This is a genomic window from Streptomyces sp. NPDC058001, assembly GCF_042886315.1.
Lineage (GTDB): Bacteria > Actinomycetota > Actinomycetes > Streptomycetales > Streptomycetaceae > Streptomyces.
Genome location: NZ_JBHVQT010000017.1, coordinates 138,826 through 156,010, shown reverse-complemented (window position 1 = coordinate 156,010; position 17,185 = coordinate 138,826). Strand labels below are relative to the sequence as shown.

The 17,185-nt window shown below is 71.7% G+C and carries 16 protein-coding genes; 9 read left to right on the top strand and 7 right to left on the bottom strand.

Going from position 1 to position 17,185, the window contains the following annotated elements:
- Positions 1–351: 351 nt before the first annotated feature.
- The gene (locus tag ACFVT5_RS36725) at positions 352–1,374 is read right to left on the bottom strand and encodes a DUF3533 domain-containing protein (RefSeq protein ID WP_389897318.1); all 1,023 of its coding nucleotides are present in this window, start codon (positions 1,372–1,374) and stop codon (positions 352–354) included.
- A 203-nt stretch (positions 1,375–1,577) separates the two neighbouring features.
- Between ACFVT5_RS36725 and ACFVT5_RS36720 the strand changes: the two genes are divergently transcribed.
- A complete protein-coding gene (locus tag ACFVT5_RS36720) occupies positions 1,578–5,126 on the top strand; it encodes a DNA polymerase III subunit alpha (RefSeq protein ID WP_389897316.1) in 3,549 nt (1,182 codons plus the stop codon).
- Positions 5,123–6,097, top strand: coding sequence for a hypothetical protein (locus tag ACFVT5_RS36715; protein WP_389897314.1), 975 nt, complete (start codon positions 5,123–5,125; stop codon positions 6,095–6,097). Before ACFVT5_RS36720 ends, ACFVT5_RS36715 begins: the two co-directional genes overlap by 4 nt.
- Here ACFVT5_RS36715 and ACFVT5_RS36710 read toward each other — a convergent pair.
- Positions 6,094–6,468, bottom strand: coding sequence for a cupin domain-containing protein (locus ACFVT5_RS36710; RefSeq protein WP_389897312.1), 375 nt, complete (start codon positions 6,466–6,468; stop codon positions 6,094–6,096). The genes ACFVT5_RS36715 and ACFVT5_RS36710 overlap by 4 nt on opposite strands.
- Positions 6,469–6,638: 170 nt before the next feature.
- On the opposite strand from ACFVT5_RS36710, the gene ACFVT5_RS36705 reads away from it, so the two are divergent.
- Entirely contained in the window at positions 6,639–7,067 is a 429-nt protein-coding gene (locus tag ACFVT5_RS36705) for a MarR family winged helix-turn-helix transcriptional regulator (protein ID WP_389897453.1), read from the top strand.
- Positions 7,068–7,249: 182 nt separating this feature from the next.
- Positions 7,250–8,110, top strand: a complete 861-nt coding sequence (locus ACFVT5_RS36700; protein ID WP_389897310.1) for a lipase family alpha/beta hydrolase — start codon at positions 7,250–7,252, stop codon at positions 8,108–8,110.
- A gap of 1 nt (position 8,111) precedes the next feature.
- Here ACFVT5_RS36700 and ACFVT5_RS36695 read toward each other — a convergent pair whose 3' ends face one another.
- A complete protein-coding gene (locus ACFVT5_RS36695) occupies positions 8,112–9,176 on the bottom strand; it encodes a lytic polysaccharide monooxygenase (protein ID WP_389897307.1) in 1,065 nt (354 codons plus the stop codon).
- A gap of 217 nt (positions 9,177–9,393) precedes the next feature.
- Positions 9,394–10,101 (bottom strand): response regulator, encoded by a 708-nt coding sequence (locus tag ACFVT5_RS36690; protein WP_389897305.1) that lies wholly within the window; start codon positions 10,099–10,101, stop codon positions 9,394–9,396.
- A 159-nt stretch (positions 10,102–10,260) separates the two neighbouring features.
- On the opposite strand from ACFVT5_RS36690, the gene ACFVT5_RS36685 reads away from it, so the two are divergent.
- From ACFVT5_RS36685 to ACFVT5_RS36670, 4 genes are all read left to right on the top strand, one after another.
- The gene (locus ACFVT5_RS36685; protein ID WP_389897303.1) at positions 10,261–11,244 is read left to right on the top strand and encodes a Bug family tripartite tricarboxylate transporter substrate binding protein; all 984 of its coding nucleotides are present in this window, start codon (positions 10,261–10,263) and stop codon (positions 11,242–11,244) included.
- Positions 11,245–11,393: 149 nt separating this feature from the next.
- A complete protein-coding gene (locus tag ACFVT5_RS36680; RefSeq protein WP_389897451.1) occupies positions 11,394–11,876 on the top strand; it encodes a tripartite tricarboxylate transporter TctB family protein in 483 nt (160 codons plus the stop codon).
- The gene (locus tag ACFVT5_RS36675) at positions 11,877–13,373 is read left to right on the top strand and encodes a tripartite tricarboxylate transporter permease (RefSeq protein ID WP_389897301.1); all 1,497 of its coding nucleotides are present in this window, start codon (positions 11,877–11,879) and stop codon (positions 13,371–13,373) included.
- On the top strand, positions 13,370–13,837 hold the full coding sequence (locus ACFVT5_RS36670) for a GNAT family N-acetyltransferase (protein ID WP_389897299.1): 468 nt from the start codon (positions 13,370–13,372) through the stop codon (positions 13,835–13,837). Before ACFVT5_RS36675 ends, ACFVT5_RS36670 begins: the two co-directional genes overlap by 4 nt.
- Positions 13,838–13,882: 45 nt before the next feature.
- Here the strand turns inward: ACFVT5_RS36670 and ACFVT5_RS36665 are convergent, their stop codons facing one another.
- Complete coding sequence (locus tag ACFVT5_RS36665; RefSeq protein WP_389897296.1) at positions 13,883–14,026, bottom strand: hypothetical protein; 144 nt, start codon at positions 14,024–14,026, stop codon at positions 13,883–13,885.
- 109 nt (positions 14,027–14,135) lie between these two features.
- Here ACFVT5_RS36665 and ACFVT5_RS36660 point away from each other — a divergent pair, with 109 nt between their 5' ends.
- Positions 14,136–15,704: a trifunctional class I SAM-dependent methyltransferase/NUDIX hydrolase/VOC family protein gene (locus ACFVT5_RS36660; protein WP_389897294.1), complete on the top strand. Its 1,569-nt coding sequence runs from the start codon at positions 14,136–14,138 to the stop codon at positions 15,702–15,704.
- A 30-nt stretch (positions 15,705–15,734) separates the two neighbouring features.
- Here ACFVT5_RS36660 and ACFVT5_RS36655 read toward each other — a convergent pair whose 3' ends face one another.
- Together ACFVT5_RS36655 and ACFVT5_RS36650 are read right to left on the bottom strand one after the other, a co-directional pair.
- Positions 15,735–16,256 carry a DUF402 domain-containing protein gene (locus tag ACFVT5_RS36655; RefSeq protein ID WP_389897291.1) on the bottom strand — a complete coding sequence of 174 codons (522 nt, stop codon included), beginning with the start codon at positions 16,254–16,256 and terminating at the stop codon, positions 15,735–15,737.
- Positions 16,237–17,166 carry a GNAT family N-acetyltransferase gene (locus ACFVT5_RS36650; RefSeq protein WP_389897289.1) on the bottom strand — a complete coding sequence of 310 codons (930 nt, stop codon included), beginning with the start codon at positions 17,164–17,166 and terminating at the stop codon, positions 16,237–16,239. Before ACFVT5_RS36650 ends, ACFVT5_RS36655 begins: the two co-directional genes overlap by 20 nt.
- Positions 17,167–17,185: the final 19 nt, after the last annotated feature.

The following is a 17,185-nucleotide window of genomic DNA, read 5'->3' as shown; positions in this document are numbered from 1 at the left end:
CGGGGCTTGGCGAGGCTTGGCGTTTCGCCTGCCGACGGGGGTGTTCCGCTCGCGCGGGGCGTGCATGCGGCTGCCGCCGAGGCTTGGCGTTCCGCCTCGCCGGCGTGGGGGTCTCGTTCCGCTGCGCGGGGCGGTCGCTTCGCGGGGGCGGGGGCGGATTGGCACCGCCGGGATGCGCCGTGGGGGTTGAGCGCCGTTGCGGCGGATAGAGAATTTGGCGGTGTCGTGGTGGGCGGGGGGCAGGGCTTGGCGGCGTTGCGGCGGGCTGAAGAGGGTGGCGGAGTGGTGGGGGAGTGTCGTCGTCGTGGGCTGAGAGCGCGGTGGTGTCGGGGAAGACTCCTGGTGCTGGGGCTACGCGGGGAGTGGCTGCTCGGGGTGGGGTTCGGGGTCGTTGCGGTGGGATGTCAGGAGGGTCAGGGCTGTGCCTCCTAGTGCCCAGGCCGACAGGGTCAGGAGGGACGTGGTCAGGGCGTTGCCGTGGAAGTAGGCGATCGAGCGGGCCGACCAGGTGCCCGCGCCCGGGGGGAGTGCCGGGCCGATCGCGTGCCAGAACGGCGGCAGCATCGGCAGCGGGAAGGCGCCGCCCGCGCTCGGGTTGCCCGCGATCACCACGATCAGGATGGCCAGGCCGATCCCCACGATCCCGATGAGCCCCTGAAGGGCGAGCGTCGTCGCGCCCACCGCGAAGGTGATCAGGGCCCCGAGTCCCCACAGCGCCAGGACACTGCCGGGCAGCGCCCCGAGGATCGGCCCGACGATCACCGCGCCGCCGATCCCGCCGGCGACCGAGGCGAGCGCCATCGCCCCCAGCCGGATCACCGCGCGCTGCGGATTCGCCGGCCGCGCGCCCGCACTGATCGCCAGGATCGACGCGCACAGATAGCCGCCGACGCACCAGCCGACCACCAGATAGAAGGAGGTGAGGCCGTTGAAGTCCTGCGGCGACGCGGGTGCCACGTCCTCGGTCCGTACGGTACGGCCCTGCGCCGTCTCCACCTCCGTGGTCAGCCTGGTCAGCGTCGCGGAGAGTACGGTCCCACCGCCGGAGGCGACCAGCAGGGTGTCGGCGGACGCGGCCGGATCGACCACCAGGACGCCGTCGAGTTCGCGGTTCAGGATCTTCTGCCGCGCCTCTGCCGGATCCTTCACCGCGCGCGGGGCCAGCGGCATCCCGGCCAGCGCCCCCAACTGGTCGATCGTCTGCCCGAGCGCCTGCGGCGGCGCCACGACGCCGAACGGGATGTCCTTCGGCTTCGGGTGATGCAGGGCCCCGACGTAGGAGGCGATGAAGAGGAGTTGCAGGGCGACCGCACCCACGACCAGCAGAGCCGCCCGCGGCGTCACCGCGCTCTTCACCTCGTCCAGGAAACGCATGCCCTCACCGTCCGGCGTGTGCGGTGTTCACGCAGGCGGACTGGGCCGAACAGCGTACCCCTCGACGCCCGACCATCGACCCTCCGCCATCCCTCCGCTGCCCCTCCACCGACCCAGCCGCACTCGTACGAGTGTTCGAAAGTGGTCTATGGTGGAGAAGGGGAGGTCGAGAGCGGATCACTTCAGGAGCCAGGGAGGTGCGTGTGCCGGGGTTCACGCATCTGCGTACCGTTTCCGGATTCTCCCTGCGCTACGGCGCCTCGCACCCGGAGCGGCTGGCCGAGCGCGCCGCCGAGCGGGGTATGGACGCCCTCGCCCTCACCGACCGGAACACCCTCGCGGGCGCCGTCCGCTTCGCCAAGGCATGCGAGAAGGCGGGGATCCGCCCCCTGTTCGGCACGGAACTCGCGGTCGCCGAGCAGGAGCGCCCCCGCCCCGGGGCATCCGGTGTGCGGCGGCGCACACCGGTGCGGGGCGGCGCCTTCCTCGACGAGTCCACGCCCCGTGTCACCTTCCTCGCCCGCGCGGGCGCCACCGGCTGGGCCGAGCTGTGCCGTCTGGTCACCGCCGCGCACACCGCCGATGGCGACCCCCGGCTCTCCTGGTCCGCGCTCCCCGCCGAAGGGCTGACCGTCCTGCTCGGACCCGAGTCCGATGTGGGCCGCGCGCTCGCCGCGGGCCGCCCCGACCGCGCCGCGCGGCTCCTCGCGCCCTGGCGGGACGTCTACGGGGACGACCTGCGCCTCGAAGCCCTCTGGCACGGCCGCGCGGGCACCGGCCCCGGCTCCCTGCGCCTTGCCGCCCGTACCGTCGGCTTCGCCGCCGAACAGGGGGTGCGCCCGGTCCTCAGCAACGCCGTCCGGTACGCCGACCCGGGCATGGGCCCGATCGCGGACGTACTCGACGCGGCCCGCCGGCTGATACCGGTCGGCGCCCGGGGTGAGCTGGACAGCGGGGAGCGCTGGCTCAAGGACGCGGACCTGATGCTGCGCGGCGCCGAACGGATCGTGGAGGCCGCGGGCTTCCGCCGGGACACCGCGTACCGCCTGCTCGAACAGACCCGGGCCGTCGCCGCGGAGTGCCTGGTCGACCCCGAGGACGACCTCGGCATGAACATGCTGCACTTCCCCGAGCCGCATCTCGTCGGCGCCGGGCGCCGCACCGCGTCCCGGGTCCTCGCGTCCCGCGCGGCGGCGGGCATGGTGCTGCGCGGCTACGACCGCCGGCCCGACGCGCGTACGTACTGGGAACGGGTCCACCACGAGCTGGACATCATCGACCACCAGGGCTTCGCCTCGTACTTCCTCACCGTCGCCCAGGTCGTCGACGACGTACGCGCCATGGGCGTCCGGGTCGCCGCGCGCGGCTCCGGCGCGGGCTCGCTCGTCACCCATCTGCTCGGTATCGCCCATGCCGACCCGGTCGAGCAGAACCTCCTGATGGAACGTTTCCTCTCCAAGCGGCGGTTCGTGCTGCCCGATATCGACATCGATGTGGAGTCGGCCCGCCGGCACGATGTCTACCGCGCGATCATCGGCCGCTTCGGCACCGAGCGGGTCGCGACGGTCGCGATGCCCGAGACCTACCGGGTGCGGCACGCGATCCGGGACGTGGGCGCCGCGCTCTCGTTCGACCCGGCCGAGACCGACCGGATCGCCAAGTCCTTCCCGCACATCCGCGCCCGGGACGCCCGCGCCGCCCTGGACGAACTGCCGGAGCTGCGCGAACTGGCGAAGGAGCAGCGCAGACTCGCCGAACAGGGCCGGGCGGGCGGACGGTACGGGCGGTTCTGGGAGCTGGTCGAAGGGCTGGACGCACTGCCGCGCGGAGTCGCCATGCACCCGTGCGGGGTGCTGCTCTCGGACGCCTCGCTGCTCGCCCGTACCCCGGTCGTGCCGACCAGCGGCGAGGGGTTCCCGATGTCCCAGTTCGACAAGGACGACGTCGAGGACCTCGGGCTGCTCAAACTCGATGTGCTGGGTGTGCGGATGCAGTCGGCGATGGCGCACGCGGTCGCCGAGATCGAACGGGCCACGGGCGACCGCGTCGACCTGGACGACCCGGCGCGGGTACCGCCGGGCGACCCGGCGACGTACCGGATGATCCAGGAGGCGGACACGCTCGGGTGCTTCCAGATCGAGTCGCCGGGGCAGCGCGATCTTGTCGGGCGGCTTCAGCCCGCGACCTTCCAGGACCTGGTGGTCGACATCTCGCTGTTCCGGCCGGGGCCTGTCGCCGCCGACATGGTGCGGCCGTTCATCGAGGCACGGCACGGCCGGGCACCGGTCCGCTATCCGCACCCGGACCTGGAGGAACCGCTCAGGGAGACCTACGGTGTCGTGGTCTTCCACGAGCAGATCATCGACATCGTGGACATCATGACCGGCTGCGGACGCGGTGAGGCGGACCGGGTGCGCCGGGGTCTGTCCCACCCGGACGAACAGGGACGCATCCGCGTCTGGTTCGCCCAGAACGCCGCCGCGCGCGGGTACGACGCCGAGACGATCACCCGGACCTGGAAGATCGTCGAGGCGTTCGGCTCCTACGGCTTCTGCAAGGCGCACGCGGTGGCCTTCGCCGTGCCGACGTACCAGTCCGCGTGGCTGAAGGCCCATCATCCGGCCGCCTTCTACGCCGGGTTGCTCACGCACGACCCCGGGATGTACCCGAAGCGGCTGCTGCTCGCGGACGCCCGGCGGCACGGGGTGCCGATCCTGCCGCTGGACGTGAACCGGTCCGCGGTCGCTCACCGTATCGAACTGGTGTCCGAGAATGAGAGGGAATCGTGGGGGCTGCGGCTCGCGCTCAGTGATGTGCACGGCATCAGTGAGGCCGAGGCGGCGCGGATCGCCGACGGGCAGCCGTATGCCTCGCTCCTCGACTTCTGGGAGCGGGGGCGGCCGAGCAAACCGCTCGCGCAGCGGCTCGCGCAGGTCGGCGGGCTCGACGCGTTCGGCGGCAACCGCCGGGACCTCCAACTGCACCTCGCCGAACTGCGCCGGGGCGCGCGCGGCTCGTACGGGGCGCAGCTCCCGCTCGCCGACGGGCGGCGGACCGCGTCGGCCGGGCTGCCCGACCTGGACGACACCGAACGGCTCAGCGCCGAGCTGGGCGTTCTGTCCATGGACGCGTCCCGCCATCTGATGGACGATCACCGCGCCTTCCTGGACGAGCTGGGCGTGGTGTCCGCGCGGCGGCTGCGTGCGGCACGGCACGGCGACACGGTGTTGGTCGCGGGCGCCAAGGCGGCCACCCAGACCCCGCCGATCCGCTCCGGCAAGCGGGTCATCTTCACCACCCTGGACGACGGTACGGGCCTGGTCGACCTGGCCTTCTTCGACGACTCCCACGAGGCGTGCGCGCACACCGTCTTCCACGGCTGGCTGCTGCTGGTGCGCGGGGTGGTCCAGCGCCGGGGGCCGCGCAGCCTCAGCGTGGTCGGCTCCGCGGCCTGGAATCTCGCCGAGCTGATGGAGCTGCGGGCCGACGGCGGCCTCGACGCGGTGGCCCGACGGCTGGCGGAACCCGACGCCGCCTCCGATGAGCCCGCCTCCGACGAGCCCGGTTCCGGCGATTCCGGTTCCGGTGGTTCGGCCGGTGACCGGCGGATCCGGATGTCGACGGGGTACGAGATGCACCCGTGGGCGGATCTGCGCCCGGCGGGCGAGGGCGCCGAGGGCGGTCCGCGCGGGGAGAACCCGCTCGGCACCACCAGGAAACTGTGGCACCAGAGTCCGGGGAGCGCGGGATGACCATTCTCTTCGTACGGTTCCGGTTGTCCCCGGCGCGCGAGGCGCGGCTGCCGGAACTCCTCGCGCTGCTCGGGGAGTTCACCCCTGTTGTCGAGGCGGTGCCGCCCGATGCCGCGTTCGCCGATCTGCGGGGCGCGGAGCGGTACTTCGGGCGCGACCCCGTCGAACTGGCCCGGGTGATCCGGGTCCGGGCGCTGGCGCTGCACGGCGTCGAGTGCGTGATCGGGGCGGGCCCCGGTCCGATGCTGGCGCGGATGGCCGCGCGCGGCGGTGGGCCCGGGGTGACCCGGGTGGTGCCCGAAGAACCGGACGCCGTCACGGAGTTCCTCGCGGACCGTCCGGTCGGCGACCTCCCCGGGGTCGGCCCGGCGACCGCCCGCACCCTCTGCTCGTACGGCCTGGACACCGTCGGTCTGGTCGCCGCCGCGCCGCCGGCCACCCTGTACCGGCTGATCGGCGCCCGTGCGGGGCGGGAGTTGCGGGAGAAGGCGCGCGGTGTCGACCGCACCCAGGTGGTGCCGAACGCGGCGTCCCGGTCCCTGGCCGCCGACCGCTCCTTCGCCCAGGACGAGTTGGACCCCTTCCGGCACCGGCGCGCCCTGCTCTCGATCACCGAGGAGCTGGGGGTCCGGCTGCGGGCCGAGAAGCAGGTGTGCCGCTCGCTGACCCTCACCGTGCGGTACGCGGACCGGTCCACGACCCTGCGGACCCGGACACTGCCCGAGCCCACCGCCCATTCGGCGGCGCTCACCGACGCCGCGTACCGGATGTACCGGGCGCTCGGTCTGCAACGGGCCCGGGTACGCGGGGTCGCCCTGCGGGCCGAGGGGCTGGGGCCCGCCGAGCACGCGTCCCGGCAGCTCAGCTTCGACCCGGTGGACGAGAAGGCCCACCGGATCGAGGAGGCGGCGGACCGGATACGGGCGAAGTTCGGCCCGCACGCGGTGAAACCGGGTTCCCTCGCGGCCTAACGCGCCCACGGCGGGCTGATCACCGTGCCGCCCGCGAGGCGGGCGGTCAGGCCGTGGGACGTGGTGACCCAGGTAGTGGCCGGTTCGGGGGTCGGGTTCTCGACCGTGAGGGTGGCGCCCGGCGGGACGATCGCCGTGTCGCCCGCCGTGAGCGATTCGGTGTGGCCGTCGAGGGTGATCAGCAGGGAGCCGGTGAGCAGATGGAAGATCTCCTCCTTGCTGACGGTGTGCGCCGGCGCCTTCGTGCCGGCGGGGATCTCGCCCCGCCACGCGCACAACTCGGCACTGCCCGAAGCGGACGAGGCGTACGAGACGAAACGGGCGCCGTGCATCTCGTGGACGACGGCATCGGAGGAACGGACGACGGGCATGGTGGTCTCCCGACTGAGATGGCCAGGGTGAGATGGCCAGGGTGGGATAGCGAAGATGAGATGGTCAAGCTACTTGACTTTTCTGCTCCGATTTATAGTCAAGCAGCTTGACCGAAACGTCAAGGGTGTTCAATGCTCCCGTGCCCCACGACTCGCGGAACCCCGACGCCATGGCCCTGTCCGCCGCGCTGCTCGCCGCCGCCGGTGAGTTGACGCGCCGTATCCATGAGGGTGTTGTCGCGCGCGGCTTCGAGGGGCTGCGTCCGGTGCACGGGTTCGCCTTCGCGCGGCTCGCGCCCGAGGGTGCGACGGTCACCCAGCTCGCCGTTCACCTGGGGGTGACCAAGCAGGCCGCGAGCCAACTGGTCGACGAGATCGTGCGCAAGGGGTACGCGGAGCGCCGACCGCATCCCGATGACGCCCGTGCCCGGCTGATCGTGCTCACCGCCACCGGGTGGGCCTGCACCCGTGCCGCCGACGAGGCCGCCGCCGATGCGGTCGCGCCCTGGGTCGAACTGCTGGGGGAGCGTCAAGTGCGGGCGCTGCGTGACGGGTTGCTGCGTATCGCTCCGGACGGTCCCCTGCGACCCGTTTGGTGATGGTTCGTCACCTCGCCGGTGAGGGGCGCGAGTGCTGTCAATGGGTGCCGGAACTTTTTACTGACGCGTAACTTCACTCTTTTACTACTCGCCCGTAGCTTTGGCATGAGCACCCCCACTCCCGTGATCCGGATCACAGGGCCCCCCATCGCAACTCCCTTGAGCCGCAAGGAGATCGCTCGATGCTGCCCTGGAAGAAACGCCTGCTCAGATCGTTCGCCGCCGCCCTGATGCTGGGCGCGACGCTCACCGTCTCCGCCCACGCGGACGCGTCATCGGCCCCCAGCCGAGGCTGGAACGATTACACGTGCAAGCCGTCTGCCGCACACCCCCGCCCGGTCGTGCTCGTCCATGGAACGTTCGGCAACTCGCTCGACAACTGGCTGTCCCTCGCGCCCTATCTGGAGAAGCGCGGCTACTGCGTCTACTCGCTCGACTACGGCCAACTGCCCGGCGTGCCCTTCTTCCACGGCCTTGGTCCCATCGACAAGTCGGCCGAGCAGCTCAGTACCTTCGTCGACAAGGTGCTCTCCTCGACCGGCGCCGCGAAGGCGGACGTCGTCGGGCACTCGCAGGGCGGGATGATGCCGCGCCACTACCTCAAGTTCCTCGGCGGAGCCGCCAAGGTGAACGCGCTGGTCGGTCTCGCGCCCGACAACCACGGCACCACCCTGTCGGGGCTCACCGCGCTCCTGCCGTACTTCCCGGGGGTGAAGGACCTGCTCACCACGGCGACTCCGGGGCTCGCCGACCAGATCGCCGGCTCCGCCTTCCTGACCAAGCTGAACGCGGGCGGCGACACCGTCCCGGGCGTGCGCTACACCGTCATCGCGACCAAGTACGACGAGGTCGTCACGCCCTACCGCTCGCAGTTCCTCAGCGGGCCCGACGTACGCAACGTCCTGCTCCAGGACCTGTGCGCCGTCGACCTGTCCGAGCATGTGGCGATCGGCGTCCTCGACCGGATCGCCTTCCACGAGGTGGCGAACGCCCTTGACCCGGCGAACGCCACCCCGACGAACTGCGCCTCCGTGTTCAGCTAGCTCATGCGTCGGTACGCGCCCGGCGGCGTACCGAGGCGAACAGCGCCGCCGCGCCCAGCGCCAGTGCGGCGGCGCCGCCGACCGCGATCGATGTGGTGGCGCCGTCGCCACCGGTCTCCGCGAGGTTCTCGGTGGCGGCGGCGGGCCGCACGGCCGTGCCGTTCGCCTGAGGAGCGTTCGCCTCGGGAGCTTTCGCCTCCGAAGCGTTCGCATCGGACACCTTTGCCTCGGACACCTTTGCCTTGGACGCGTCCGCCGGGGCGCTCTCGTGGTCGCCGCCGTGGCCGTTGTGGTCCACCGTCGACTGCTCCGCGCCCTTCTCGATCTCCTGGTCGGTCGGCGCGGACGCGGCCGGGGCGGAACCCGATCCCGCGCCCCCGGTGTCCTGGCCGAAGACGACGTCCGAGCAGGTGTAGAACGCCTCGGGGGAGTCCGAGCGCTGCCAGATCGAGAAGATCAGATGCCGGCCCGAACGCGCGGGCACGTTCCCGTCGAAGACATAGGAGCCGCTCACCAGGCTCGGGTCGGTCACCTTCGTGAACGGCTGCGCCTCCAGGTCCGACCACTTCAGCGGCTTCGTCGGGTCGTAGCCCTGCTTGGTGATGTACAGCTCCCAGGTGCCGCGGTGCGGTGCCGTCGCCCGGTACCGGAAGGTGTGCGGGCCCGCCGTCAGCGCGGACGAGGGCCAGTCGGCGCGCGCCGCGTCCAGGCCCGCGTACTTCGACCGGTTCGCGCTGCACAGCTTGCCGTCCGGGATGATCTGCCGGTGCTGACCGGCCGCGCCCGCGATGTTCACCTCGTTCCAGTCGTACAGCGGCTGCGTGCCGCCCGCCGCGACCAGGGCCTTGCAGGCGGCCGAGTCGGGGCTCTCCGGACCCTCGGCGAAACACGCCGAGATCCGGCTCACCGGGTCCGTCATCGAACCGTGCGCCGCCGCGGGCGAGGCGGTCAGCGCGGTGAGGGCGAGCGGCGCGGCGGCGAAGGCGGCGACCACGGCCACCGCCTTGCGGAGCGGCGAGGCGGCGGTACGGGGGGTCCGTGCGGTCGGGTCGGTCGTGGCCGTCATCAGGGGGTCTCCTCAACCTGCGTGCGGGGGGACCCGGGAGGGGTGCGGACGTCCCGGGCGAGCAGCAAACTAGCCCGCCAGGAAGGCGATTTCGCCTGCTCGGAGCCGCTGGGGAAGATCCTTATGGCGCCGTTAAGGGAGACATCGGACTGCCCTCAGGTCCGCGCCCGCGACACTCCCGGGCGCCCTCAGGTCCGGCCCTGCACCCCGTGGTCGATCAGGTCCGGCCCCGCACCCCGTGGTCGATCCACCGGTACCGCCGCTCCGGGCGGCCCGTGCCCCCGTAGCGCAGGGTGACCTGCGCGCGGCCCGTCTCCGTGAAGTACTCCAGATAGCGCCGGGCGCTGACCCGGGACAGCGAACCGGCGCGTGCGCACTCCGTCGCGGACAGGCCCTCCGGGTGGGCGCGCAGGGTGCGTTCGACCAGGTCGGCGGTGGGCACGGCGAGTCCCTTGGGCAGATCGCGCGACCCGGCGGGGCGGCTGCCGAAGAGCTGGTCGACGTCCTCCTGCCGGGCCTCGCCCAGATCGTCGAGGCGGGCCCGCACCGCCGCCACATGCCGCAACTGCTCCTGGAGCGCGGCCCGTTCGAACGGCTTCATCAGATAGTGCAGCGCCCCCGCCCGCAGCGCGGCCCGCACCAGCTCCGCGTCCCGTGCCGCCGTGACGAACAGGACATCCACCGGCGCCCGCGCCGGATCCCGCTCCTCGGCCGCCCGCAACTCCCGCAGCACACCGATGCCGTCCATATCCGGCAGATACACATCGAGCAGCACCACATCGGGGCGGAGCCGTGCCACCGCGTTCAGCGCCTGAGCGCCACTGTGCGCCACGCCCACCACCGTGAACCCGTCCATCGCGGACACATACCGGCTGTGCAGCTTGGCGACCATGAAGTCGTCGTCCACGACCAGCACCTTCGTCACCGCCGCAGGCTAAGCGCGCGACCACAAGGACCACAACGTCCGTTGATTGCGGAAGCGAGACAGGTCGTTAACACCCGGGCAACATGTGGGCCACCTCACAGCTTGCACAACTCTTGATCTCTCCATTGGCTCCCCTTGACCGAACAGGTGGTGGCACACGTGCGCCTGCGCACTCCCCTCGCCCTGCTCGGGGCCGCCGTACTCGTCCTCGCGGGACCGCCGCTGCTCACCACGGGCAGCGGCGCCGAGACGGGCACGCAGATCCCCGGGCTGCGCATCATGGTCCCCAACTCCCCGGGCGGCGGATACGACATCACGGCCCGCACCGCCGCCAAGAACGCCGAGGACGCCGGACTCACCCACAACATCGAGGTGTTCAACCTGCCCGGAGCCGGCGGCACCGTCGGCCTGACCCGGCTCGTCGGCGAACACGGCAACGGCAAACTCGCGATGTCCATGGGCCTCGGTGTGGTCGGCGCCGTCCGCTCCAACCACGCGCCCAAGACCCTCGCCGACACCACCCCCATCGCCCGCCTCACCGAGGAACCCGATGTGGTCGTGGTCAGCAAGGACTCCCCGTACAAGGACATCCGGCAACTCGTCGACGCCTGGAAGGCGAACCCGGGCAAGCTGCCCGTCGGCGGCGGCTCCTCGCCCGGCGGCCCCGACCATCTCGCGCCGATGCTGATGGCGCGCGCCGCCGGGATCGCCCCGAAGGACGTCAACTACGTGCCGTTCGACGGCGGCGGTGAACTGCTCGCCTCGATCCTCGGCAACAAGATCGCCTTCGGGGTCTCCGGCGTCGGCGAGTACCTCGACCAGATCAAGTCGGGCGAACTGCGGCTGCTCGCCGTGACCGGGCCCGAACGCGTCGCAGGACTCGACGGGCCCACGCTCAAGGAGTCCGGCTACGACGTGGACTTCACCAACTGGCGCGGCATCGTCGCCCCGCCGGGACTCTCCGACGCCGAGCGCGCCAAACTCACCCGCCTTGTCGAGGAGTTGCACGACTCCGACGAGTGGCGGAAGTCCCTGGAGAAGAACGGCTGGCACGACGCCTTCCTCACCGGCGACGCCTTCGGGTCCTTCCTCGAAGCCCAGGACAAGCGCGTCGTCTCCGTACTGAAGGAGCTGGGACTTTGACCGCCCCCGAACCGGCCGCATCCGCCGAACCCCCCGAGCCTGCCGGATCCGCCGAACCGGCCGCATCCCCCGAGCCCGCCGGATCCGCCGGAGTCTCCGAATCCGCCGGCCCCTCCGCACCCGCCGAGGGAAAATCGCGCGTCGTCTGGCTGCGCGAGCACTCCGAACTCGGTGTCTGCGCCCTGCTCCTCGCGCTCGGCGTGCTCGTCCTCACCGACGCGCTCACCATGGACGTCGACCTCACCCAGCGCGGACCCGTCGGCCCCCGCACCGTCCCGCTCTTCGTCGGCGGCGCCCTGCTGGTCGTCGCCGTGCTGCTCGCCGTCGATGTGCTGCGCGGCGGACACGGCGAGGCCGAGGGCGGCGAGGACATCGACCTCGCCGAACCCGCCGACTGGCGTACCGTCCTGCTGCTCACCGGTGTCTTCCTCGCGACCGCCGTCCTCATCGACCCGCTCGGCTTCCCCATAGCGGGCGCCCTCCTCTTCTGGGGCGCGGCCTTCGCACTCGGCAGCCGCCGACTCGACCGCGACCCCCTGATCGCCGCCGTCCTCGCGCTCGTCACCTTCGTCGTCTTCGACCGACTGCTCGGCGTACCCCTGCCGGGCGGCCCGCTGATGGGAGTGCTGTAAATGAACTCCTTCTCCTCCCTCATCGACGGGTTCGGTACCGCGCTCACCCCGGTCAACCTGCTCTGGGCCGCCCTGGGCGTGCTGCTCGGTACCGCCATCGGGGTGCTGCCGGGCATCGGCCCCGCCATGGCCGTCGCACTGCTGCTGCCGGTGACCTACGGGCTCGACCCCACGGGCGCGTTCATCATGTTCGCCGGGATCTACTACGGCGCGATGTTCGGTGGATCCACCACCTCGATCCTGCTCAACACCCCCGGCGAGAGCGCCGCCGTCGTCGCCGCCATGGAGGGCAACCCCATGGCCAAGGCGGGGCGCGGCGCGCAGGCGCTCGCGGCAGCCGCCATCGGCCACTTCGCGGGGGGCATGATCGGCACGATCCTGCTCGTCGCGCTCGCCCCCACGGTCGCCGACCTCGCCGTCGACATCGGCGCGCCCGACTATCTCGCCATCATGGTGCTCGCCTTCATCGCGGTCACCTCCGTCCTCGGCTCATCCCGGATCCGCGGCGTCGCGTCGCTGCTCATCGGACTCACCATCGGGCTCGTCGGCCTCGACCAGATGACCGGCCAGCAGCGCCTCACCTTCGGCTCCCTCCAACTCGCCGACGGCATCGACGTGGTGATCGTCGCCGTCGGGCTCTTCGCGATCGGCGAGGCCCTGTGGGTCGCGGCGCATCTGCGGCGCACCACCGGCGAGGCCATCCCCGTCGGCGTGCCGTGGCTCGGCCGCGACGATGTGAAGCGCACCTGGAAGTCCTGGCTGCGTGGCCCGTTCATCGGCTTCCCGTTCGGCGCGATCCCCGCGGGTGGCGCCGAGATCCCGACCTTCCTGTCCTACGTCACCGAGAAGCGCCTCTCGAAGCACAAGGACCAGTGGGGCAAGGGCGCCATCGAGGGTGTCGCGGGCCCCGAGTCGGCGGCCTCCGCCTCCGCCGCCGGCACGCTCGTCTCGATGCTCACCCTCGGTCTGCCCACGACCGCCGTCGCCGCGGTGATGCTCGCCGCCTTCCAGCAGTACGGCATCCAGCCGGGACCGCTCCTCTTCGAACGGGAACCCGAGCTGGTGTGGGGCCTGATCGCCTCGCTGTTCGTCGGCATGGTGCTGCTGCTCGCCCTGAACCTGCCGCTGGCCCCGCTGTGGGCGAAGCTCCTGCGGATCCCGAGGCCGTATCTCTACGCGGGCATCCTGTTCTTCGCCGCGGTCGGCGCCTACGCGGTCGGCGGTGAGACGTTCGACCTGGTGATCCTGCTGGTCATCGGCCTGATCGGCTTCGGTATGCGCCGGTACGGGCTGCCCGTGCTGCCCGCCGTGATCGGGGTCATCCTCGGCCCGAGCGCCGAACAACAACTGCGGCGCGCCCTCCAGATCAGCGACGGCAGCGTGACGGGCCTCGTCAACACGCCCTTCTCGGTGACCGTGTACGGGGTGATCGTGCTGATCGTGGCGTGGCCGCTGCTGAAGAAGGCGCTGAGGAGGTTCCGTACCGTGAGGTCATGACCGCAGACGACCGCTCCGCGCGCGGGGACATCCGTATCGCCACCGCCGCCGATGTGCCCGCCGTGAAGGCGGTGACCGACGCCGCCTTCACGCCCTACATCGAGCGGATCGGTCTGGTGCCGGCCCCGATGGAGGCCGACCACGCGGCGAATGTCGCCCTGGGGCATGTGTATGTGACCGGGGAACCGGTGATCGGTCTGGTGGTCCTCGTCCCGTACGAGGACCACCTCTACCTCGACAGCATCGCCGTCCACCCGGACGGGCACGGCCGGGGCGTGGGCCGACGGCTGCTGCACTTCGTGGACGCCCGCGCGCGGGAACTCGGACTGCCCGAGGTGCGGCTGCTCACCAACGCGAAGATGTGGGAGAACCAGAAGATCTATCCGCGCTACGGCTACGAGCTGGTGGAGCGCCGCATGGAAGGTCCCTACGACCGCCTCCACTACCGCAAGAGGCTGTCGTAGGGCAGGTGGGTCAGCTTCCGGGGCAGTTTCCGGGTCCGCTTTTGGTCAGCTTTCGGGCCACCAGGTCCGCCGGATGTCCTCGCGGACTTCCGGACGTGCCCTGGCACGGTCGTCGTTTTCTTCCCGCTTCGCCCGCTCACGGCGGACGGCGGGCCTGATCGGCGTCTTCTGCACAGTCGTACGGCGCATACGGCCTCCTTGTGCTGACCGGGGTCGGTCCTCCCACGGAGGTGGACCCGTTGAGGGAGGGTTACTCATCACGAGGTCGTTGTCAGTGGCGGGTGTCACGATCGGGGTCATGACTTTCCTTCCCGAGAGCCTTGACGACGACACCACGCGAGCGAATCGACACGGTCCGTTCGGTGCCGGCTGGGAGCGCGCCGACTGGGACGCGGCGGCCGACGCCTTCGACGACGAGCCGGACCACGGCCTGCGGGACGCCACCGTGCGAGCCGCCTGGGCCGACCGGCTGCGCGGCTGGCTGCCCGGCGGGCCGTCCGATGTCCTGGACCTGGGCTGCGGTACCGGCAGCCTCAGCCTTCTCGCCGCCGAGCAGGGTCACCGCGTCACCGGGGTCGACCTCGCGCCGCGCATGGTGGAGCGGGCCCGCGCCAAGCTCGCCGCCGGGGCGCCCGGGTCCGGTGCGGAGATCCTGACCGGTGACGCGGCGGCGCCCCCGGTGGGGGAGCGCCGGTTCGATGTCGTCCTCGCCCGCCATGTGCTGTGGACCCTGCCCGACCCGGAGGCCACCCTGCGGCACTGGTGCTCCCTGCTGCGCCCCGGCGGCCGGCTCGTCCTGGTCGAGGGTGTGTGGGGCGACCTCAGCCCGGTCGGACTGCCCGCCCGGCGACTGACCGCGGCGCTCGGACCACTGGTCACCCGAGTGCACACCGAGGACCTGACGGGGGACGCGCGCCTGTGGGGCAAGGAGGTCACCGACGAGCGGTACGCGCTGGTGGGCACCCTCGCCGCCGCGTCGCCCCGGCACACCGAGGTCGTCGACGTCCATCTGCTGCTGCGCCGGGGCGACGAGATCCTGCTCGCCCGGCGCGCGGGCACGGGCTATGCCGACGGCCTGTTGCACGCGCCGTCCGGCCATGTCGAGGACGGCGAGGACGTCCGCGCGGCAATGATCCGCGAGGCCCGCGAGGAGATCGGCCTCGCCCTGACCCCCGACGATCTGCGGGTCGTACTCGTCATGCAGCACCGGGGCCCCGGCGGGCGCCCGCGCGTGGGCTGGTTCTTCGAGGCGACGTACGGAGCGGGCGGCGAGCCGTACAACGCGGAGCCGGACAAGTGCGCCGAACTGACATGGTCCGCGCTGGACACCCTCCCGGATGACATGGTCGCGTACTGCCGAGCGGGCCTGGAGTCCTACCGCAAGGGCGACCGTTTCGTACTCCACTGGCACACGGACGAGGACCCGATCACCTACGACACGACCACCGACCGCGCCGTGGCACTTCCGGAGACCCCGCCCCCGGGAGGTGTCCACCACGTCGAGCTGTGGGTGCCCGACCTGGCGTCCGCCGAGGCGTCCTGGCACTGGCTGCTGACCCGGCTCGGCCATGTTCCGTACCAGAGCTGGGAGCACGGGCGCAGTTGGCGGCGGGGCCCGAGTTATGTCGTGATCGAGCAGTCGCCCGCGCTCACCGGCGCCACACACGACCGGCTGAGCCCCGGGCTCAACCACTTCGCCCTGCACGCCGGCAGCAGAGCCGCCGTGGACGCGCTGGTGCGCGAGGCCCCGGAGCACGGTTGGACCCTGCTCTTCCCGGAGCGCCATCCGTACGCGGGCGGGGACGCGCACTACGCCGCCTATCTGACCGACCGGCAGGGGTACGAGGTGGAGGTCGTGGCGCGCTGACCTGCTCTGGGGGGCGGTCCGGACTTTCGGTCAGGATGCCGGGGCCGTCAGTTCGGTGAGGCCGGTCGTGCGGGCGAGGTGTTCCAGTTCGTTCAGGGCTCGGGTCGCTCGGGTGGCGGCTTCCGGGTCGGTTGTGGCCAGGTCGCTTGCCTCGAACTCCTCCTCGTCCAGGCGCAGTACGTGTGTTCCGTCCGCCGAGACCCACAGGTCCAGGTCCAGATCCTCCACGACCAGGTCGCCGCCGGACCGTACGGCGGGGCGGGTCACATCGCAGTACCAGCCCTTCAGCGTGCCGTCCGGCGCCCGGACCTCCTTGACGGCGTACCAGCGGCTGCGCCAGTAGTGCTCCGTGAACACGTCGCCCGGCTCGAAGCGGACGAAGCCGAAGTCCCGTACGCCGTCGGCCGCCCAGGGCGCGCGGACGCTCACGCGCTCACCGTCGTCCGCGAGGAGCCTGGCCGGGTAACGGATCTTCGTACGGCCCGCCTTGACCAGGACCACCCGCACCAGGTCGGCGCCGGTCGCGGGCGGTTCAGCCGAGGGTGCGGACATGACGTACCTCGGTCGCGCCGATCTCGTACCCGAACCATGTGTTGACCGCCAGCATCGGGGCGTTCTCCGCGTCGTTACCGGTGAACGCCTCCGTGAAACCGGCCGCGCGGGCGCGGTGCAGCGAGTCGTTCTTGACGAGCTTCGCCAGACCACGGCCCCGGTACGCCCGCGCCGTGCCGGTCATCCCCGTCGCATACCGGGTGCCGCCGTCCGTACGGGCCGCCGTGAACGCCACCGGTCGGCCGTCGACCACCGCGACCGTGGTCAGCTCGCGGTTCAGCAGGGGATGCTTCCAGGTCTCGTTCAGCCAGTGCTCGTAGTCCGTCAACTCCGCGTCGATGTCGCCCGGTTCGTCCGATGACGTCTCCGCGTCCAGCTCGAACAGGGGGCGCGGGTCGTCCGCGAAGTCGGCCGCCGTCCGCAGCTCCACGTCCGCCGGGGTCGGCAACGGCGAGGGCAGCGTGCCGGGCGCCAGGTCGAGCCGGAGGAAATGGGCCGAGCGGCTCGGGCGGTACCCGCGCTTCTCCGCGAACGCACGGTTCGCCGGCTCGTCGAACGCCCAGGAATACACCGTGTGAGCGCCCAGCTCCGCGAGGCGCTCCTCGGCGGTCCGCACGATCAGCGAACCCGCGCCCCGGCCACGCCGCTCGGGGTGCACATAGACGTTCGCGAAGCCCTGGCCCGGCTCGGGGCTGTCGTACGCGATGCCCATCTGGGCGGTGCCGATGATCTCGCCGTCCTGCTCGGCGACCAGCGGCCGGTAGTGGGCGTCGGGGTGGGCGTGGGCCACGTCGAAGCGCACCGACTCGGCGGTGGCCAGCATGAACGGTACGGCGGCCCGGCGGACCCGGGCGAAGCCCTCCGCGTCCGCGGAGTTCTCGGGCCGGATATCACGAACGATCACAGTCATGGGGCCGCACGCTACGGCT